Source organism: Mesorhizobium sp. NZP2077 (assembly GCF_013170805.1).
Classification (GTDB): Bacteria; Pseudomonadota; Alphaproteobacteria; order Rhizobiales; family Rhizobiaceae; genus Mesorhizobium.
On record NZ_CP051293.1, the window covers coordinates 1,185,350 to 1,205,685 of the forward strand.

Here is a 20,336-nt window from a genome sequence, read left to right on the forward strand (position 1 = left end):
CCTCGCCTCCCCCGACGGCAAAACGCTCAGGCCATGTTGACACGCTCGGTCTTCGCCGGCCAATAACAGTCTCGGCAACGGCTGTTTGCCTTGACTCCCACGCAACCTTCGGTTAGGGACAGCGCGCAATCGGCGTGGAGGGTTCTTCCACGCCGCTTGTTTTTTGAACCCGCAGACTGACAAAAAGACGGCCGAACCGCCTCAGGCGGTTCATCAAGGCCGACCGAACAGCGAAAGGCAAAAAATGTTCGCAGTCATTAAAACGGGCGGTAAGCAGTATCGCGTTGCCGCCAACGATCTCCTGAAGATCGAAAAAGTCGAAGCCAATGTCGGCGATATCGTCGAGATCGGCCACGTGCTCGCGCATGGCGAGGGCGAGAATGTCACGTTCGGTGCGCCGTTCGTCGATGGCGCTCTGGTCACCGCCGAAGTCGTCGAGCAGGGCAAGAACCGCACGGTCATCGCTTTCAAGAAGCGCCGCCGTCAGAATTCGCGCCGCAAGATCGGCCATCGCCAGCTTCTGACCACCGTGCGGATCGCCGAGATCCTGCTGGGTGGCGCCAAGCCCGCCAAGAAGGCCGCCGTGAAGGCGGAAGCCAAGGCTGAGGTTGCTGCCGAGGCGACGGCCGATGCCGCGCCGAAGGAGGCGAAGGCCAAGAAGGAAGCTGCCCCCAAGGCAGAAGTGACGGCCGAGACGGCCGCCGCACCGCTGTTCAAGGCGCCGAAGGGCGAGCCAGACGATCTGACCGTGATCAAGGGTATCGGCCCGGTCGCCGCCAAGGATCTCGCCGAGCAGGGCATCATCACCTTCGCGCAGCTCGCCAAGCTGACCGACAAGGATGTCGCCAAGATAGACGAGCACATGCCGTTCAGCGCCGACCAGATCAAGGACTGGCGCGAACAGGCCAAGGAACTGGCGAAGAAGTAATTTTTCCGGCGAAACATCCGCCGGATCGGACTTGAAACGGAACGCGAACGCGTTCATAAAGCCTTTTAGGCGCCTTGCGGCGCAACGGAGTTAGTTAGATGGCACACAAGAAAGCTGGCGGCTCGTCGCGCAACGGTCGCGACTCGCATTCCAAGCGTCTGGGCGTGAAGAAGTTCGGCGGCGAGGCCGTCATCCCGGGCAATATCATCATTCGTCAACGCGGCACGACCTGGCATCCCGGCGTCAATGTCGGCATGGGCACGGACCACACCCTTTTCGCGCTCGAATCCGGCGCCGTGACGTTCAACAAAAAAGCCAACGGCCGAACCTACGTATCGGTCAACCCGATTGCCAAAGCCGCGGAGTAGCCGGTTCCGCACTAGAACACCGGCGCCCATCTCGGGGACCGGTGTCTGGCAAAGCCAGGAAAAGGATCAAGGGAGATGGGTTTCCATCTCCCTTTTTCTTTGCCTGGAGGACTTCAAATGGTTGCCGAAGCGGAAGACTCAGAAGACGAAAGTTACGCGATAGACTGCCCGGTGGTGGTCACCGAGCGGCTGGTGATGCGGGCGCCGCGCGAAAGCGACATCGCGCAACTGGTCGAGCTTGCCGACAACCGTCATGTCGCCGAAATGCTGGCGCGCATGCCGCACCCCTATGGCGAGGCCGAGGCGCGCGCCTTCCTGGCCATGACCAAGTCGCGCCGCGCCGGCATCGTCTATGCGCTGACGCTGGCCGGCACCGACACCTTCGTCGGCTGCGCGGGGCTCAACACCACCGATCGCGGGCTGGAGCTCGGCTACTGGATCGGCGAACCCCACTGGAAGCGCGGCTATGCGACCGAAGCTGCGCACGCGCTGGTCGACCTCGCCTTCCAGAAGACATCGATCCAGGTGCTGCATGCCTCGACGCGGGTCATCAATCCGGCCTCGCGCCGGGTGATCCACAAGTGCGGCTTCCAGTATGCCGGCCAGGGCATGCTGAACTCGATCGTCGCCGGCCAGGTGCCTGTGGAGCGCTACAGGCTCGACAGGAAGACGTGGACCAGCCTGCGGAACTGGATTCATTTTTGATGCATGGCGCCGGTGAAGCCAATGGTTGAGGACAGCAGCGATATTGAATCGGTCGAGATCGTGCCGTTCGCACCGGAGCATATCGAAAGCTTTCATAGCGCGCTCGATGTCGTTTCGCGTGAGCGAAAGTACTTGTCCTTTCTGGAGGCGCCACCGCTGGATCAAGCCAGAAGATTTGTGATGGACCGTGTAGCAAGAGGCGATCCAGGCTATGTAGCAGCTGTTCGTGGCGAGGTTGTCGGCTGGTGCGACATCACTCGCCATGATCGGCCCATACACGCTCATCGCGGCGCGCTTGGGATGGGCATTGTCCCGTCTTATCGGGGGCGTGGCCTTGGACGGAAGCTCATCGATGCAACCGTGGCGCAAGCGCGCAAGGACGGCTTTGTCCGTATCGAGCTTTTCGTACATGCCGACAATGCCCGCGCCATCGCTCTCTATGACAAAGTCGGGTTTGTCAGGGAAGGTGTGCAGAGCGACGCTATCTGTATCGACGGACAATACGGCGATACGATCATGATGGCGATCGTCGAACGCAAAAACGCAGCCGGATGAAGAGCCATCAGCCCAGTTCGACCCACACCGGGAGATGGTCCGAACCGGTTGCCTTCTGGTCGACCCACAGGCGCTGCAGCGATCTGGCAAGCGAAGCGCTGGTGAAGACGTAGTCGATGCGCTTGTGGCGGCTGGCGTTGGCGGGGTCCTTGGGGTCGACCCAGCTGACGAGATCGTCGCCGGCGACATCAAGGCGCACGGCGGCATCGACGGCGAAGTCGGCAGTCAGCGGCATGCCGAATTGGTGGTCCGGCCGGCCGGCGAGTTCGACATATTCGGGCGAGCCGGCCAGCATGTTGAAATCGCCCAAGGCGACAAACGCCTCGGGATGCGGCAATTCCGGCAGGCCGATCTCGGCGACGCCAGATAGCGCGCCGCCCTCAAGCGCATAGTTCAACAGGCGTTGGCGCAGGAACTGGATCTGGCTGGCGCGTTCGACCGGGCTGCGGTGATCGAGATGGATGGAATAGAAGCGGATGAAGCCAAGCGGCGTCTCGATCAGCGCTTCCAGCGCGCCGCGCTGGAAGTTCATCATCTCGAAGCTGCGGCTGCGCGGCAAAAGCAGGTTGCGCGACAGATGAATGGGCGTTTTCGACAGCATCATGTTGCCGAGCTGGAAGGTCGTGGTGATGGCGCGGCCGTTCTCGATGCGCGAGCCGATATTGGCCTCGAAATTGCTGCCATAGACGGCGAAATAGTCGGGCAGCGCCTCGCCGATCTCGGCGACCATGTCACGGCCGCCGTTTCGCGGATTGTTGCGGGTGACCTCCTGCAGCGCGATCACGTCGGCGCCGCGCACGGCATCAGCGATGCGCCCGACATCGTAGTGCCCATCAAGACCGATGCCGTACTGGATGTTGTAGGTTACAAGCTTCATACCGATATTCCTCCGGCCGACCCCAAGCGGCCATCGTCATAAAACGGCCTCGCCCTTCGCCGCGCCTTGGTTTAGATCAAGGCGCAATGTTTAGAGCAATGCCGCAAGGCCAATAAAAGAAACTGCAATCCCATGAAATTTCTCGATCAAGCCAAGGTCTATGTCCGCTCAGGTGACGGCGGCGCCGGTTCGGTGTCGTTCCGGCGCGAGAAATTCATCGAGTTCGGCGGGCCCGACGGCGGCGATGGCGGCCGTGGCGGCGATGTCTGGCTGGAAGCGGTGAACGGCCTGAACACGCTGATCGACTATCGCTACCAGCAGCATTTCAAGGCCAAGACCGGCGTCCATGGCATGGGCCGCAACATGACCGGCGCCAAGGGCGCCGACGTCACGCTGAAAGTGCCGGCCGGAACGCAAGTGTTCGGGGAAGACAATGAGACGCTGATCTGCGACCTCACCGTGGTCGGCCAGCGCTTTTTGCTGGCCAAGGGCGGCAATGGCGGCTTCGGCAACCAGCATTTCAAGACCTCGACCAACCAGGCGCCACGCCGCGCCAATCCCGGCCTTCCCGGCGAAGAGCTCAACATCTGGCTGCGGCTGAAGCTGATCGCCGATGCCGGGCTGGTCGGGCTGCCCAATGCCGGCAAGTCGACATTCCTGGCCGCCGTCACTGCGGCCAAGCCGAAGATCGCCGACTATCCGTTCACGACGCTGCATCCCGGCCTCGGCGTCGCGCGCATCGACGCGCGCGAATTCGTCATCGCCGACATTCCCGGCCTTATCGAAGGCGCGCATGAGGGCGTCGGTATCGGCGACCGCTTCCTCGGCCATGTCGAGCGCACGCGCGTGCTGCTGCACCTGGTTTCGGCGCAGGAGGAAAATCCGGGCAAGGCCTACAAGACCGTCCGCGCCGAACTCGACGCCTATGGCAACGGCCTGACCGACAAGGTCGAGATTGTGGCGCTTTCGCAGGTCGACACGCTCGATGCCGATGCACGCAAGAAGAAGGTCGCTTCGCTGAAGCGCGCCGCCGGCCGTGCACCGACGCTGTTGTCCGCCGTCACCGGCGAGGGGGTCGAGGCGGTGTTGCGGGGGTTGATGACGGTGATTTCCGAGGCGCGCGCGCAGGCCGCTCCCGTGGTCGAGACGCGCTGGGAAAAGTAAGGCATGCAGTCGCTGAAGAAATACCGGCGCATCACCGTCAAGATCGGCTCGGCGTTGCTCGTTGACCGCGCGAGTGGCTTGAAGCGCGACTGGCTGGCTTCGCTTGCCGACGACATCGCCGTGCTCGCCCAGGGCGGCGCAGAGATCCTCGTCGTGTCGTCGGGCGCCATCGCGCTCGGCCGCACCATCCTTGGCCTCGGCAAGCGGGCTCTGAAGCTCGAGGAAAGCCAGGCCGCCGCCGCTGTCGGACAGATTGCGCTCGCCGGCGCCTGGTCGGATGCGCTCGGCAAGGGCGCGCTGAAATCAGGCCAGATTCTCTTGACCCTTGGCGACACGGAGGAGCGCCGCCGCTACCTGAATGCGCGCGCAACGATCTCGACGCTGCTGAAGATGAAGGCGGTGCCGGTCATCAACGAGAACGACACGGTGGCCACCTCCGAAATCCGCTATGGCGACAATGACCGGCTGGCCGCGCGGGTGGCGACGATGATGGGTGCCGACCTTTTGGTGCTGCTCTCCGACATCGATGGGCTCTATACCGCGCCGCCGGCGCGCGACCCCAATGCCAAGTTCATCCCCGTGGTCGACCGCATCACGCCTGATATCGAGGCGATGGCGGGGGCCGCTGCGTCCGAACTCTCGCGCGGCGGCATGCGCACCAAGCTCGATGCCGGCAAGATCGCCACCGCCGCCGGCACGGCGATGATCATCACATCGGGCACGCGGCTGTCGCCGCTGATGGCGATCGAGCGCGGCGAGCGGGCGACCTTCTTCCGGCCGAGCAGCAATCCGGTGAAGGGCTACAAGACCTGGATCGCCGGCCAACTCGAACCGGCCGGCCGGCTGACGGTAGATGCCGGCGCCGTCGGCGCGCTTACATCGGGCAAATCGCTGCTGCCGGCCGGCGTCAAGCTGGTCAGCGGCAATTTTTCGCGCGGCGATACGGTGGCAATCCTGTCGCCCGAAGGTCGCGAGATCGCGCGCGGGCTGGTTGCCTATGATGCCGCCGATGCCGTAAGGATCGCTGGCCTGAAGACTGCCGAGATCGAAACCGTGCTCGGTTACGAAGCGCGTTCGGCGATGATCCACCGCGATGACCTTGTGGTGAGTCATGCCGGAGGGGACATAAGCGGAGGATGAGCCATGCTGAAGCTGCATGAAAGATCCGAGGATGACACCGTGGCGCTGATGGCCGATATCGGCCGCCGCGCCCGCGCCGCGGCCCGACCGCTGGCCATCGCCACCGCCGCCGCCAAGAATGCCGCGCTCCTTGCCATGGCCGACGCGATCATTTCCCGTGAGCAGGAGATTCTCGACGCCAACGCCATTGATGTCTCGAATGGCCACGAATCGGGCCTGTCCGCATCGTTCATGGACCGGCTGAAGCTCAATCCGGCGCGCATCCGTGCCATGGCCGACGGCATCCGTGAAATCGCGGACCTCAAGGATCCGGTCGGCGACGTGATTGCCGCCTGGGAGCGGCCGAACGGCCTGCAGATCGAGCGCGTGCGCACGCCGCTCGGCGTCGTCGGCGTCATCTATGAGAGCCGGCCGAACGTCACGGCTGATGCCGGCGCGCTGTGCCTCAAGGCCGGCAATCCGGTGATCCTGCGCGGCGGTTCGGATTCGCTCAATTCGTCCTCCGCCATCCATGCCGGCCTGGTCGAAGGCCTGAAGGCTGCCGGCCTGCCGCAAGACGCCATCCAGCTCGTGCCGACCACCGACCGCGCCGCGGTCGGCGAGATGCTCAAGGGCCTGGGTGGTGCGCTCGACGTCATCATCCCGCGCGGCGGCAAAAGCCTTGTCGGACGGGTGCAGAGCGAGGCGCGGGTGCCGGTCTTCGCCCACCTCGAAGGCATCTGCCATCTCTATATCGACCGCTCGGCCAATCTCGACATGGCGGTGAAAATCGCGGTCAACGCCAAGATGCGGCGCACCGGCGTCTGTGGCGCCGCCGAGACGCTGCTTGTCGACCGCGCCGTGGCGTCCACCCATCTGGTGCCGATCCTCGACGCGCTGCGCGCGGCCGGTTGCGAGATCCATGCCGATGCCGAGGTGCTGAAGGTGTTTTTCGATGCCAAGCCGGCGACCGATGCCGACTGGGTGACGGAATATCTCGACGCCATCATCGCAGTGAAGCTGGTCGACGGCATCGGTGGTGCGATCGAGCATATCGAGACGTTCTCCTCGCATCACACCGAGGCGATCATTGCCGAGGACGCAAATGTCGTCGAGCGGTTCTTCAACGAGATCGATTCGGCGATCCTGCTGCACAATGCCTCGACGCAGTTCGCCGATGGCGGCGAGTTCGGCATGGGCGCCGAGATCGGCATCGCCACCGGCAAGATGCATGCGCGCGGGCCAGTTGGCGTCGAGCAGCTGACCTCGTTCAAATACCGCGTGCGCGGGTCGGGACAGGTGAGGCCTTGAAGCTTTTCGTCGCTAGAGCCTGAGGCGATGCTGGCATCTTCCCAACCGGCGGTCCCCTCCCGTTACCTGAAGATGCCGTATGCCGAAAAGGGCCTCGCCGTCGGCCTGTTCGGCGGCTCGTTCAACCCGCCGCATGCCGGCCATGCGCTGGTCGCGGAGATTGCGCTCCGCCGTCTGGCGCTGGACCAGTTGTGGTGGATGGTGACGCCGGGCAATCCGCTGAAGAGCACGCGCGAGTTGGCGCCGCTGGCCGAGCGGCTGCAGCTGTCGGAGAAGATCGCCAGGAACCCGAAGATCAAGGTCACCGCCTTCGAGGCGGCGCATCACGTGCGCTACACTGCCGACACGCTGGCGTTGGTCAAGGCGCGCAATCCCGGCGTCGATTTCGTCTGGATCATGGGCGCGGACAGTTTGCGCGATTTCCACCGCTGGCAGCGCTGGCGCGAGATCGTGCTGACCTTCCCGATCGCGGTGATCGACCGGCCGGGCGCCACGCTGTCGTTCCTGTCATCTGTCGTCGCCAAGACCTTCGACTACGCCCGTGTCGATGAAGGCGACGCGCCGCTGCTTGCCCGCATGCAGGCGCCGGCCTGGACCTTCATCCACGGCCCGCGCTCCTCGCTGTCGTCGAGCGCGATCCGGAAAATGGCGAAGGAATAGCGCCTCTCCGCAACGGGAAGAGCCAGTATTTCGGCCGCCCGGCCATGTCGTTTTTACAGCGGCGCGCACCCAGCCGATCGGCGATGCTGGCCTGATATGGCAACCCGAACCACAACCCGACTCGCAGTCGACCCGGAGCATGGCAGCGCGCCGGCGCCGCTGATCGCGATTGCCAGCGTCATCGTGTCGATGGCGCTGATCGCCATCGGCAACGGGCTGATGTTTGCCTATATCCCGGTCCGGCTCGGCGCAGAAGGTTTCGATCCGACCTGGGCCGGGTTGATCATTACCGGCCTGTCGGCCGGCGGCCTCGCAGGCTGTATCCTCACCGGACCATTGGTGCGCCGGGTCGGTCACGCCCGCGCCTTCATGGTGCTGTCAGCGCTGATTGCGCTGGCCAATGCAGCCGTCGGCGCTGGACCGCATCCGGTTCTGTGGATCGCTGCCCGCGCTCTGTACGGCTTTGCCATATGCGGCCTGTTCATCGTCGCGCAAAGCTGGTTGAACGATGCCGTGGCCAACGCCATACGCGGACGGGTGATGGCGTTCTTCTACGTTGCGTATGTCGCAGGGCTCGGTGTCGGCTATGCGACGCTGGCACTGGTCGACATCAAGACCGCGGATGCGCCGCTGATCGGCATCGCCTTCACCGCTTTGTCAATCCTGCCCGTTGGCATGACACGGCTGGCGCAGCCGCCGGCGCCGCAGGCGGCCTCGGTGGCGCTGCGCCGGGCCTGGCGGATTTCGCCGGTCGGCGTTGCCGGCATGCTGGCGGTCGGCGGCCTGTCGATGTCGATTGCCGGCTTTGCGCCGATCCATGCCACCGCCAAGGGCTATAGCCAGGCCGATGTGGCGCTGTTGCTGTCGGTTATGCCGCTCGGCACGCTGATCCTGCAGCTCCCATTCGGCTGGATTTCCGACCGCACCGACCGCCGCTATGTTCTGATCGGGGCATCCGGGCTTGCCGCGTTGGCCGGCATGTTCGCACTCGGCTTCGATGGCGGTGCGCTGCCGGCGCTGCTGGTGATCTATGTCTTGTGGGACGGTGCATCGGAATCGATCTATTCCCTGTCCAGCGCGCACGCCGCCGACCGCGCCGGCAAGGACGACATGGTGGCGCTGTCCAGTTCGCTCTTGTTTGCCTGGTCGCTGTCGGGCTTCATCGTGCCGGGCATCGTCACCGCGCTGTCGGCCGCCTTCGGCACGCAAGCCTTTATCTATGTGGCAATCGTCATTGCCTGCGCCTTCTGCCTGTTCGTGCTGTTGCGCGTCTTCACCACCCAGGCTGTGCCTGCCACCGAGACCGGCAGCTTCGCACCGATGACGGCGCAGGCGCCATTGCCGGTCGAACTCGCCTATGCGCCGGACGATAACGCCAGGAAACCGGGCTGACCCCGGCCGACGGGGCTTCGCCCGTGATGCCAGGCGAACCTGCTTGTGCGGCTGCGTCTTGAAACTGTCAGGGAACTCTGCCTATCTAAGCGGTGTCACCTGCTTTAGGGGGTGATTTGGTTGTTCTTGCTGCGAAAGGAAATACACTGAGAACAGCACTGCGGAAGAAGGCCGATATCATGCCTTCGCCGGCCAGGATCAGCGTAGACGACGCCGTGTCCCGTGCCATCAAGACAGTCCTTGCCAGTCTGGAAGACTCCAAGGCCGAAAATATTGTCTCAATCGACATTCAGGGGAAATCGAGCCTCGGCGACTATATGGTCGTCGCGTCGGGCCGATCGCACCGTCATGTCTCGGCAGTCGCCGACCATCTCCTCAAGGCGCTCAAGGATGCCGGCCTCGGCACGGCGCGCGTCGAGGGGCTGTCCGGCGCCGACTGGGTCCTGATCGATTCCGGCGATATCATCGTCCATGTCTTCCGCCCCGAAGTCCGCGAATTCTACAATCTCGAAAAGATGTGGCAGGCGCCGGATCTCGAGGAAGAGACCCTTCATTAAGCGGCTTCGTGTCGTTGCCCAGAATCGGATTTCTCCTTTGGGCGACAGGCATTAGCGGCTTATAGAGGCGGGATGAAGATTTCAGTTCATGCCGTGGGCCGAATGAAAACCGGCCCCGAGCGGGAGTTGGCCGACCGCTATTTCGAGCGCTTCGCCAAGAGCGGGCCAGCGGTCGGGCTTGAATTCGCCGGGATCACCGAGATCGCCGAGGGCCGGTCGCAGAGCGCTGCCGAGCGCCAGCGCGATGAAGGCTCGAGGCTGCAGGCGCAGCTGCAGCCAGGCACGGCCCTCATCTTGCTCGATGAACGCGGCAAGAGCCTTTCCTCGCAGGATTTAGCCAATCGCATCGGGCAGTTGCGTGATGGCGGGCGCAAGGCGCTGGTGTTGGCAATCGGCGGCGCCGACGGTCACGATCCGTCACTGCGCGACCAGGCCGATCTGGTGCTGTCGTTCGGCGCGCTCACCTGGCCGCACCAATTGGTGCGGGTTATGCTGGGGGAGCAGCTCTATAGGGTCTCGACGATCCTCTCCGGCCACCCCTATCATCGCGCGTGAGCCTGCCGCTACAATTGTCGGCAGCTGTGATTCGTCGCCGTTGCCCGGATTTCCGCCCCAATGCCTCGCAAGATCGAAAATCTCTAGCTTTATGCATGTCGTTTTCCCAAAACCGGGACCACTTTTGGGCGACATGCATTCTGGGACGAGCTGTTCAAACATGGTTGATGGTTCGTTAACGTGCCGCGGATAGAGTCGATGGCGAATGTCTGAAGGCCGGGAATCGACACTGAGTTTATCAACAGGGGGCTCAATAGCGGGCTCCTGGCGCGCACGCTGCGGGACCGCGGCGGCGGCGTTACTCTTGTCGTTCCACGCGGCGTGGGCCGAGAACACGCTCGACATGGCGCCCGATCCCGACCAGAGCCGCGCCGAATACGAACAGGTTTCGAAGGAAATCACGCTGTCGTCGGAACGGCTGGCCAAGCTCGCCGCCGATATCGCCGCGGTCAAGAAGGACCATGCCTCGATCACCGCGGCGCTGATTCAGTCGGCAATGACCGAGCAGAAGCTCGGCCAGGACATCGAGGACATCGGCGCCAAGCTGGAAGGGCTGAAGGGCCAGCAGCAGAAAATCCGTGCCTCGCTTATGGCGCGCCGCGACGTGCTGGCCGAAGTGCTGGGCGCACTGCAACGCATGGGGCTCAACCCGCCACCGGCGATCCTGGTCAAGCCGGAGGACGCGCTGTCGTCGGTGCGCAGCGCCATCCTGCTCGGCGCCGTGGTGCCGGAATTGCGCCAGCAGACCGACAGCCTGCTGGCCGACCTCAAGGAGCAGACCCGGGTGACCGCCTCGATCGAGGCCGAACGGGCGCGGCTGACGGAAGCGGTCGGCGAGCAGGTGGCGGAAAAGAAGCGGCTCGGCATGCTGCTGGAAGCCAAGCAGAAGCTCGAGACCGACACGCAGGCGCAAATGACGGCCGAACAGCAGCGTTCCGAGCAGCTGGCGGCCAAGGCCTCTAGCCTTAAGGATCTGATCGCGTCGCTGGAAGCGCAGGCCGACAAGACCCGCAAGGCCGCGGATGCCGCAAAGGCGGCCGCTGCGGGCCAGGCAGGGGACGACAAGACGGGTGGCGACCCAACGGCGTCGCTGCCGGTCCCCGAAGGCAACCAGCTTGCTGCGGCAGCCCCCTTTTCGGCACTGCAGGGGCAGATCACGCTGCCGGTCACCGGCCGCATCAAACGCCGGTTTGGCGCCGATGACGGTAACGGCGCGGTGATGCTTGGAGACATGCTTGCGACACAATCGGGAGCCATCGTCACCGCGCCGGCGGATGGGAATGTCCTTTATGCGGGGCCGTTTCGCTCCTATGGTCAACTCTTGATCCTCAATGCCGGGGACGGCTATCATGTCGTCCTGGCGGGGATGAGCAGAATCAGCGTCGTGACCGGCCAGTCGGTGCTCGCAGGAGAGCCGGTCGGCGCGATGGGAGAGGCCCGGGTGGCAAGCACCTCGGTTTCGAAGAATGGAAATGCCACGCCGGAACTCTATGTCGAGTTCCGCAAGGATGGAAAACCCGTCGATCCGGCCCCATGGTGGGCGGACCGTTTTTCTGGAAGGACGTGAAATGATGCGGAAACTGTCGCTTCTGTTTGCCGGTGCGCTGATGGGCGCATCCGCCATGAGCCTTATCTATGGCGCTCCTGGCGCGTCGGCGAACGCTGCGGGATCGGAGACCTACAAGCAGCTGGCGATCTTCGGCGACATCTTCGAGCGGGTGCGGGCACAATATGTCACGCCGCCCGACGACAAGTCGCTGGTCGAGAACGCCATCAATGGCATGCTTTCGTCGCTCGACCCGCACTCCTCCTACATGAATGCCGAACAGGCGCAGGACATGCGCGTGCAGACCAAGGGCGAGTTCGGCGGCCTCGGCATCGAGGTCACCATGGAGAACGACCTGGTCAAGGTGATCACGCCGATCGACGATACGCCCGCCGCCAAGGCCGGCGTGCTGGCCGGCGACTATATTGCCAAGATCGACGGCGAAGAAGTTCGCGGCCTGACGCTCAACGACGCGGTCGAGAAGATGCGAGGCCTGGTCAACACACCGATCAAGCTCACCATCCTGCGCCAGGGCGCCGACAAGCCGATCGAGCTGACGGTGGTTCGCGACATCATCAAGGTCAAGGCGGTCAAGTTCCGGGTCGAGAACGACATCGGCTACATGAAGATCACCTCCTTCACCGAAAAGACCTATGACGACCTCGAGAATGCCATCGACACCATCAAGAAGCAGGTGCCGGACGACAAGCTCAAGGGCTATGTGCTCGACCTGCGCCTCAACCCGGGTGGCCTGCTCGACCAGGCGGTGAGCGTGTCCGACGCCTTCCTGAAGCGTGGCGAGATCGTCTCGACGCGCGGCCGCGATCCCAAGGACGTCACCCGCTTCGACGCCAAGCCGAAGCAGGTCGACGACGTCAACGGCAAGCCGATCATCGTGCTCGTCAATGGCGGCTCGGCCAGTGCGTCTGAAATCGTCGCCGGCGCGTTGCAGGATCTGCGCCGCGTCACGGTTGTCGGCACACAGTCCTTCGGCAAGGGTTCGGTGCAGACCATCATTCCGCTCGGCGAGAATGGTGCGCTCAGGCTGACGACGGCGCTCTATTACACGCCGTCGGGCAAGTCGATCCAGGGCAAGGGCATCACGCCCGACATCAAGGTCGACCAGCCGCTGCCGCCGGAACTGCAGGGCAGGGATTTGACGCGCGGTGAATCCGACCTCAAGGGCCACATCAAGGGCGCCGACGAGAGCTCGACCGGCTCGGGCTCGGCAGCCTATGTGCCGCCGGATCCCAAGGACGATCTGCAGCTGATCTTCGCCGAGCAGCTGCTGCGCGGCCAAAAGACCGATCCGGCCTTCCCGCCCAACCCGGACAAGGCCGTGCTCAACCAGTAATGGTTCGGCAGTAACGGTTTGGCTGGCCAGGTCTGGCCGCCTGAACGAAGCAATGCGATGCTGCCGGGACCGAAAGGTTCCGGCAGTTTGATTCGGGGAGGCAAGGCGAGGCCTCCAGATACGGCGCCAGGGGTGCGCCAGCTTGATGAATTCGCGCATGTCCTCCCGAAGGGATCAGCTTCGGAATCATGCGCCCCGGGGACAGGGCTTGGCTGATATCAGCAAGGACATCGAACGCCCGCTTGGACAGACCGTCCGGGCGCCGCGCGCTGCCGGCAAGGTCAGCGCGGGCGTGATCGTGTCGACCGTTGTCGTGCTGGCGGTGGTCGGCGTCTCGGCCGCGATCGCGCTCAGGGAAAAGCCGTTTCGCAAGCCGCAAGAGGTCGCCGTCTCGACGCCGAAAGTGACTGCGGCGGCCGAGCCCGCTGCCGCGCCATCCGCCTTGGCTCCGGCCGCGGCGCCGAAGGTTGAAACACCGACCAAGACCGGTGGTCCGCAGATCATCCATGTGCAGAAGGAGGAGGGCGATGGTCCTCCGCAGGCAGCCATCGTCATCCGTGATCCGTCTGCTGTCGGGCAGAACCTGAAGATTGCGCATCTTCCCGACAAGGCATTGATCGAAGCCAGCGACACCGGACCTTTGCCGATGCGCTCGGCCGACGGAAGGCGGCCGTTCGATGTCTATGCGCGGCCCTGGTCCGGCTCGCGCGGCGCGCGCATTGCGATCGTCATCGGAGGACTTGCCGTATCGCAGACCGGCACCCAGGCAGCGATCGCCAGGTTGCCGCCGGAAGTGACGCTGGCTTTCGCGCCGCAAGGCAACAGCATCGGGCGCTGGATGCAGGCCGCCAGGCAAAGCGGCCATGAGATCGTCATGCAGGTGCCGCTCGAACCGTTCGACTATCCCAACGTCAACCCCGGTCGAAACACGCTGACGGTGGCGGCGAGCGCGGACGAGAACATCAAAAACCTGCACTGGGCGCTGTCGCGGACGACGAACTATACCGGTGTCATGAACTATATGGGCGCGCGCTTTTCCGCCGACACGGCGGCGATGGAGCCGTTCATGGCCGAGCTCGGCAAACGGGGGCTGGCCTATATCGACGACGGCTCGTCGGCACGCAGCCTGGCACCCGATCTGGCGCTGAAGGACGGTGTGCCCTTTGTCGCCGGCGACATGGCGATCGACGCGGTGCAGGATCGCGGCGCCATCCTGAAGAAACTCGACAGCCTCGAAGCCACCGCGCGGGCCAAGGGCTCTGCCGTCGGCATCGGCTCGGCCTTTGATCTCACGGTCGACACCGTCTCGTCCTGGATTACCGAGGCCAAGAAGCGCGGCATCGAGATCGTGCCGATTTCGGCGGTGGCCATCGATCCGCAAAAGGGCTAGCGATCTGCTGATCGCACCGAACTCCCAAGACGGCCAGAGAGAGCGTCAGATGGCTAAAAAGACAGTTGATCGCGAAACGCTGCCCTACCGTCCTTGTGTCGGGCTGATGATCCTCAATGGAGAGGGCCTGGTCTGGGTCGGGCATCGCATTGCCGAACCCGACAGCGAATTCGCCGGCACGACGCAGCTCTGGCAGATGCCGCAAGGCGGCATCGACAAGGGTGAGGAGCCGCTGCAGGCGGCGGAGCGGGAGCTCTATGAAGAGACCGGCATGCGCAACGTCTCGCTGCTCGCCGAGGCGCCGGACTGGATCAACTATGATCTGCCGGACCATCTCGTCGGCATTGCCTTCAAGGGCCGGTATCGCGGCCAGATGCAGAAATGGTTCGCCTTCCGCTTCCATGGCGACAGCAGCGAAATCCAGATCAACCCGCCGCCGGGCGGCCACACCGCCGAGTTCGACGAATGGTCGTGGCGGCCGATGCGGGACCTGCCCGACCTGATCGTGCCGTTCAAGCGCAAGGTCTATGAAGAGGTGGTGGCGGTGTTCAGCCATCTGGCGCGATAGTCGCGCGAGACTCTGGTGGAGGTTGCCGCCCCGGTGCACTGGTCGTATTGATGGCTGATGCAATGAGGGTCGCCATGAACGACACCGTCAACCGGGTTGCTGCGAAAACCGTCACCGATTGGCCGGTCAGCGAGGCGGCGGCTGGGGCCATCCTCACCATCGACCTTGGCGCGGTCCGTGAAAACTACCGGCGACTGAAGGCGCGGCTGGGGGACGTGCGCTGCGCCGGCGTGGTCAAGGCCAATGGCTACGGCCTCGGGGCCAGCCAGGTAGCATCGGCGCTAACCAGCGAAGGCTGCGACACCTTCTTCGTCGCGCTGCCGGCCGAAGGCATCAAGCTGCGCAAGGCGATCGGGGCTGGCCCCGACATTTACGTGCTGAACGGGCTGCCGCCGGGCTCCGAGCCGGAAGCGGTGGCGGCTGACCTCTGCGCGGTCATCAACAGTGGCGCGCAGTTGAAAGCCTGGAGTTCCGCTGCACGCGCTGCCGGCCGAAAGCTGCCGGCGGCAGTTCAGGTCGACAGCGGCATGTCGCGGCTCGGTATGGCGCCAGCGGAAGTCGAGGCGCTGGCCGGGGATCCCAGCGCGTTCGATGGTATCGACGTCAGATATGTCATGAGCCATCTGGCCTGCGCCGACGAGCCGCGCCATCCGGCCAATGAACAACAGCGTCAGGCCTTCGAGCGGCTGCGCGCCATGCTGCCTGAGTCTCCCGCCTCGCTCGCCAATTCATCCGCCATCTTTCTCGGACCGTCTTACCATTACGACCTCGCCCGCCCCGGTGCCGCGGTCTATGGCATCAATCCGACGCCTGGCGAGCCCAATCCGATGCTGCCTGTCGTGCGGCTGCAAGCCAAGGTGGCGCAGACGCGCCGCGTCGAAAAGGGCGCCGGCATCGGCTATGGCCACACCTACCACGCGGAAGGTCCGCTGAGCCTGGCGACGATCTCGTTCGGCTATGCCGATGGCTGGCTGCGCCGCTCCGCTTCGGCGGCGTGGTTCGAGGGGGTGCGCCTGCCTTTCCTCGGGCGTGTGTCGATGGATTCGATCATTCTCGACATTTCTGCCCTGCCGCCCGGCAGACTGCGCGAGGGCGATCTGGTCGAGCTGCTCGGTCCCTCGCAGAGCGTCGACGATGCCGCCGGCCATGCCGGCACCATCGGCTATGAAATCCTGGCCAGTCTCGGCCCACGCTTTCACCGGCGCTACGTCGGCGGGTGATCCTTTGGGGGTAACCCTTGGAGCTAGCCCCTTGGCGGGCGCGGCAAAATCCGGCAGACAGGGAATGGCATGCCCGGTGTCAGTGGCGGCGTGGAGCGTGATGCGATGAAGATCATGGTGCTGGGCGGTGGCGTCATCGGGGTGACCACGGCCTATTATCTTGCTGAGGCCGGCCACGAGGTGACGGTCATCGACCGCCAGAAAGGCCCAGCGCTGGAAACCAGCTTCGCCAATGCCGGCGAGATTTCGCCCGGCTATGCCTCGCCCTGGGCCGGGCCTGGCATTCCGCTGAAGGCGATCAAATGGCTGTTGATGAAGCATGGCCCGCTGGTGGTGCGGCCGGCCTTCGACCCGCATATGTGGACATGGCTGGTCAAGATGCTGCGAAACTGCACGGCCGAGCGCTATGCCATCAACAAGTCGCGCATGGTGCCGCTGGCCGAATACAGCCGCGACACGCTGAAGGCGCTGCGCGAGGCCACCGGCATCACCTATGACGAACGCACCCAGGGCACGCTGCAGCTGTTTCGCACGCAAAAGCAGCTCGACGGCACCGGTGGCGATGTCGAGGTGCTGAAGAAATATGGCGTGCCCTACGAGACCCTCGACCAGGACGGCTGCATTGCGGCGGAGCCGGCGCTGGCCGGGGTGCGCGAGAAGTTCGTCGGCGGCCTCAGGCTGCCGCATGATGAGACCGGCGACTGCAAGATCTTCACCGAGAAACTGGCCGAGCTCTGCGTCGCGCGTGGCGTGAAGTTCGAATACGACACGACGATCTGGCGCGTCATCCGCAGCCGCAACCGCATTTCCAACATCAGCACCAGCAAGGGGTTCAAGGCCTCCGAGGCCTATGTCATGGCGCTGGGCAGCTATTCGGCGGGTTTCATGCGCCGGATGAAACGGTCGATCCCGGTTTATCCGGTCAAGGGCTATTCGATCACCGTGCCGATCAAGGATGCCGCCCTGGCGCCGGTGTCGACCGTGATGGACGAAACCTACAAGGTGGCGGTCACCCGGCTGGGCGACCGCATCCGCGTCGGCGGCACGGCGGAGATTTCCGGCTTCGACCTCAGGCTGCACGAATCGCGCCGCCGCACGCTCGAACATTCGGTCGGCGATCTCTTTCCTGGCGCCGGCGCCATGCGCGAGGCGACCTTCTGGTGCGGGCTGCGTCCGATGACGCCGGATGGGCCGCCGCTGATCGGCCGCACCGAGCTCTCCAATCTCTTTCTCAACACCGGCCATGGCACGCTCGGCTGGACCATGGCCTGCGGCTCGGCCAAGGTGCTGGCCGACATCATCTCGAGCCGGGTGCCCGACATCGATGCCCGTGCCCTGGCGCAGGAACGCTACCTGAAATAGGCGCGCTGCGTTTTGCTTTTATGCATGTCGTTGCCCCAAAACCGGGGCCACTTTTGGGCGACATGCATCAGAACGCCTGCCTGACCCAGGTCTCGTCGAACAGCAGCCGGTAGGCCAACGGGATCGTCACCTCAGTGGAAACCGGGTTCGAATGGGCGAGATAGTCGTCATAGATCGGCTTCATCCTGACGTAGAAGGCGGGATCGAGCACAGTCATGCCGTTCTCTGAATCGTGGAAGAAGCTGCGATTGTTGAGGTTGACCGAGGAGATGACGACCAGCCTTTCGTCGATCATCATGATCTTGGCATGCAGCACCACGTCGGGCGCCTTGAATTCGCGGATGTTGATGCGATCACCATATTTCTCGACGAACAGCTTGTTGAGCGCGGTGAGGAACTTGCCGCCAATGTCGCCCTTGAGATCGATGCGGCCGACAATGTCGATCTTGACGCCGCGGGCGAGCGCCCGGTCGAAGGCCTGGGCGAGGCTCGGCGTCAGATTGAGGTAGGGGTTGACGATCTGGATATGGTGTTGGGCGGCGTCGACCAGCTCGACGAAATAGGCCTCCAGCGCATGGTCGTCTTCGTAAGGCACCGAAATGAAATGGCGGGCATCGCCCCGGGGGCGGTCATCGCTGCGGACCGGGATGGAGAAGGGGCGCGCCAGATTGGTCTCGGCGTCGCGCAACCATATTGTCGACAGATGCGCGGCGAGCGTCTCGACCGTCGCCCTGTCTGCGAACTCGATGTCGAAGTCGCTCCAGTTCGAATAGTAGTTCAGCGAAAGCCCGTCGGTCTTGCCGTATTGCTGCAGGTTCGGATAGCGCGACAGGTCGATCGGCTGATGGAACAGGAAGCCGTCATGGATGTTGCGGCCGCCGATGATGACGCGCGAGCGCGCAGGGTCATCAGCCAGCGTCGCCAGCATCTTGATATGATGGGTCTTGTGCAGTTGTGAAATCTGCTCGTCGATGGGCGCACCATGGTCGGCGCGCCAGCGGTACTCCTGTAGCTCGACATTGGGGAATTCTGCCGCCAGCCGGTGCAGCATGGCGTCGTCCTTCTCGCGCTCCAGCACGTCGGTGACCATGATGCGCACCTTGGTGCCAAGCGCTGCATGATGGCGGATCAGCCGTTCGATGATGCGGCCGGAGAGGTCGGCCTTGAATTCGAGCGAGGACAGATAGATCAACTTCAGCCTTGGCGCCCTGGAGAAATCAAGCGGCAGTTCCGGATCGCCCTTGTCGACTGCCGCATCGGACAGCGGCGCGCCCATCAGCGCCTCGACCTTGGCGTTGAAGCCGTCGCGCGATTTGCGCAGCAGCCTGGGTTCGCCGATCGGCAGGGCGCAGGTCTGCGACAGCCAGCGGCTGGCATAGAAGGCGCGCTCAAGCGTGTCGAGGCTGGCGCCGCTTGGGACCGGGCAGCGCTGGTAGCGGCTGTCGAAGCTGGCGAGTGCCGGATCGGTTGTCTCCTCGCGCCGGATGGTGAGCGGCGCGCCGGCCGGCGCAAGGCTGGAACGGATTCTCGCCGTGCAGCGGTTCAGGCCGTCGCTTGGAAACAGGCTGACCGTATCGTCCTCACCCGACAGGCGAAAGCGAAATGCCGCGCCGGCGGCGATGGTGCGCGAGGCGCCGGCCGCGCGGATCGCCAGAGGACCATCACAGGTGCCCTCGATGTCGGCAGGCTGCTCACCGGTCTGGCGCAGGACGATCTCGGTGCTGCGCGCCTGCAGGCCGGAGAAATCGAAAGTCTTGGGTGCCGAGGGCCGCGCCGCCGCATCGATATAGAGCGTCTGCCGCGACACCCGCCAGCGTCCGTCGAAATGGCCCTCGCCGCTGCCGCCATTGGTCGGCTGCAAATGCGCGCTGGCGACCGGTCCGGCCAGTTGCTCCAGCGTTGAATAGGTCGCTTGGAAATCTCGGTTCTGGACGTCGCGGCGGTTGCGCCCGAACGGTCCGGTGCCATTGGCGCGATCCATGGCGCCGATCTGGTTGTGGGCAAGCAGCGCCAGGAAGCGTCTTTCATAGTCACTGGCGCCGGCATCGCCGAAAAACTGTGACGCAGCGACCTGTGGCCCGGGCGTGCTGGCCGACAGAGAGGGCCGCGTGCAGGCCTCCTGTCCAGGCAGAGAGTCGCAGGCATCGCGGCCCGCGCCGGCGCAGCCGGCGAGGGCGGCCAGCCCGAGCAGGGCAAGGATGAGGGGTATGCTGCGGTTCACCCGGTGGCTCCGGCCTTCATGGCACTCAATTGCGCCGGGTCGCGCGGCGGCATGAAGCCCTGCGGAAACACCTTGCAGATGGGAATGGCGAAAGTCGCGATCAGCAGCTCCGCCTCGTCGCGCATCTTGCGGGGTGCCGTCTTGTCATCGCGGATTGCCCTGGCCGAGGCGACGAGCGTGCCGTCGCAGTCGCAATGATTATGACGGGCGATGTAGCAAGCGTCGTGGGTCTGGCAAACCGCGTCGAGGCGGTCGACGGGCCGGGCCGACAGATCACCTGTGCGGGTGCCGGGGCCACAATAATTACCAATGACGAAGGGCGAGGGGCGCGCCATGGCGTAACGGATTGGCTTCGGCAATTCGGCTTCCGGCACTTTCGTCCAAGGGTTGGCGCAGGCCGAGACGAAAACCAGCGGCAGGATGGCAAGAACGGCTCGCATTTTTTCCGCGCCAGCTTTCTGAACGATTTCCCCACCCGGCGGCC

The 20,336-nt window shown here is 64.3% G+C and carries 20 protein-coding genes; 17 read left to right on the forward strand and 3 right to left on the reverse strand.

Annotated elements, in window-relative coordinates; genetic code table 11:
- The first annotated feature begins 244 nt into the window (after positions 1–244).
- From HGP13_RS05740 to HGP13_RS05755, 4 genes are all read left to right on the forward strand, one after another.
- Positions 245–928: a 50S ribosomal protein L21 gene (locus tag HGP13_RS05740; RefSeq protein ID WP_172222605.1), complete on the forward strand. Its 684-nt coding sequence runs from the start codon at positions 245–247 to the stop codon at positions 926–928.
- 98 nt (positions 929–1,026) lie between these two features.
- Entirely contained in the window at positions 1,027–1,296 is a 270-nt protein-coding gene (gene rpmA, locus HGP13_RS05745) for a 50S ribosomal protein L27 (RefSeq protein ID WP_095771984.1), read from the forward strand.
- Between the two features lie 117 nt (positions 1,297–1,413).
- Entirely contained in the window at positions 1,414–2,001 is a 588-nt protein-coding gene (locus HGP13_RS05750) for a GNAT family protein (RefSeq protein WP_172222607.1), read from the forward strand.
- A 21-nt stretch (positions 2,002–2,022) separates the two neighbouring features.
- Positions 2,023–2,556, forward strand: coding sequence for a GNAT family protein (locus tag HGP13_RS05755; protein WP_172222609.1), 534 nt, complete (start codon positions 2,023–2,025; stop codon positions 2,554–2,556).
- Between the two features lie 7 nt (positions 2,557–2,563).
- Here HGP13_RS05755 and HGP13_RS05760 read toward each other — a convergent pair whose 3' ends face one another.
- Positions 2,564–3,433: an endonuclease/exonuclease/phosphatase family protein gene (locus tag HGP13_RS05760; protein ID WP_172222611.1), complete on the reverse strand. Its 870-nt coding sequence runs from the start codon at positions 3,431–3,433 to the stop codon at positions 2,564–2,566.
- Positions 3,434–3,565: 132 nt separating this feature from the next.
- On the opposite strand from HGP13_RS05760, the gene obgE reads away from it, so the two are divergent.
- The 13 genes from obgE (at position 3,566) to HGP13_RS05825 (ending at position 17,631) form a co-directional block, all read left to right on the forward strand.
- Complete coding sequence (obgE, locus tag HGP13_RS05765) at positions 3,566–4,597, forward strand: GTPase ObgE (protein WP_172222613.1); 1,032 nt, start codon at positions 3,566–3,568, stop codon at positions 4,595–4,597.
- A 3-nt stretch (positions 4,598–4,600) separates the two neighbouring features.
- Complete coding sequence (gene proB / locus HGP13_RS05770) at positions 4,601–5,737, forward strand: glutamate 5-kinase (protein ID WP_172222615.1); 1,137 nt, start codon at positions 4,601–4,603, stop codon at positions 5,735–5,737.
- 3 nt (positions 5,738–5,740) lie between these two features.
- Positions 5,741–7,027 (forward strand): glutamate-5-semialdehyde dehydrogenase, encoded by a 1,287-nt coding sequence (locus HGP13_RS05775; RefSeq protein ID WP_172222617.1) that lies wholly within the window; start codon positions 5,741–5,743, stop codon positions 7,025–7,027.
- 27 nt (positions 7,028–7,054) lie between these two features.
- Entirely contained in the window at positions 7,055–7,687 is a 633-nt protein-coding gene (locus HGP13_RS05780; RefSeq protein WP_246707294.1) for a nicotinate-nucleotide adenylyltransferase, read from the forward strand.
- Between the two features lie 96 nt (positions 7,688–7,783).
- On the forward strand, positions 7,784–9,079 hold the full coding sequence (locus tag HGP13_RS05785; protein ID WP_172222619.1) for an MFS transporter: 1,296 nt from the start codon (positions 7,784–7,786) through the stop codon (positions 9,077–9,079).
- Between the two features lie 179 nt (positions 9,080–9,258).
- Positions 9,259–9,636: a ribosome silencing factor gene (gene rsfS, locus HGP13_RS05790; protein ID WP_023777607.1), complete on the forward strand. Its 378-nt coding sequence runs from the start codon at positions 9,259–9,261 to the stop codon at positions 9,634–9,636.
- 72 nt (positions 9,637–9,708) lie between these two features.
- Entirely contained in the window at positions 9,709–10,191 is a 483-nt protein-coding gene (gene rlmH / locus HGP13_RS05795; RefSeq protein ID WP_172222622.1) for a 23S rRNA (pseudouridine(1915)-N(3))-methyltransferase RlmH, read from the forward strand.
- 205 nt (positions 10,192–10,396) lie between these two features.
- Entirely contained in the window at positions 10,397–11,758 is a 1,362-nt protein-coding gene (locus tag HGP13_RS05800; RefSeq protein WP_172222625.1) for a murein hydrolase activator EnvC, read from the forward strand.
- Position 11,759: 1 nt separating this feature from the next.
- Positions 11,760–13,091 carry a S41 family peptidase gene (locus HGP13_RS05805; RefSeq protein WP_172222628.1) on the forward strand — a complete coding sequence of 444 codons (1,332 nt, stop codon included), beginning with the start codon at positions 11,760–11,762 and terminating at the stop codon, positions 13,089–13,091.
- Between the two features lie 208 nt (positions 13,092–13,299).
- On the forward strand, positions 13,300–14,481 hold the full coding sequence (locus tag HGP13_RS05810; RefSeq protein ID WP_172222631.1) for a divergent polysaccharide deacetylase family protein: 1,182 nt from the start codon (positions 13,300–13,302) through the stop codon (positions 14,479–14,481).
- Positions 14,482–14,530: 49 nt separating this feature from the next.
- Positions 14,531–15,049: an RNA pyrophosphohydrolase gene (locus HGP13_RS05815; protein WP_172222633.1), complete on the forward strand. Its 519-nt coding sequence runs from the start codon at positions 14,531–14,533 to the stop codon at positions 15,047–15,049.
- 74 nt (positions 15,050–15,123) lie between these two features.
- Positions 15,124–16,269 (forward strand): alanine racemase, encoded by a 1,146-nt coding sequence (alr, locus tag HGP13_RS05820; RefSeq protein WP_172222636.1) that lies wholly within the window; start codon positions 15,124–15,126, stop codon positions 16,267–16,269.
- Between the two features lie 105 nt (positions 16,270–16,374).
- Positions 16,375–17,631: a D-amino acid dehydrogenase gene (locus tag HGP13_RS05825; protein WP_172234622.1), complete on the forward strand. Its 1,257-nt coding sequence runs from the start codon at positions 16,375–16,377 to the stop codon at positions 17,629–17,631.
- A gap of 67 nt (positions 17,632–17,698) precedes the next feature.
- On the opposite strand, the gene HGP13_RS05830 is transcribed toward HGP13_RS05825, so the two are convergent.
- Both HGP13_RS05830 and HGP13_RS05835 read right to left on the reverse strand, forming a co-directional pair.
- A complete protein-coding gene (locus tag HGP13_RS05830; RefSeq protein WP_172222664.1) occupies positions 17,699–19,852 on the reverse strand; it encodes a phosphatidylserine/phosphatidylglycerophosphate/cardiolipin synthase family protein in 2,154 nt (717 codons plus the stop codon).
- A complete protein-coding gene (locus HGP13_RS05835) occupies positions 19,849–20,292 on the reverse strand; it encodes a hypothetical protein (protein ID WP_172222666.1) in 444 nt (147 codons plus the stop codon). Before HGP13_RS05835 ends, HGP13_RS05830 begins: the two co-directional genes overlap by 4 nt.
- Between the last annotated feature and the right edge of the window lie 44 nt (positions 20,293–20,336).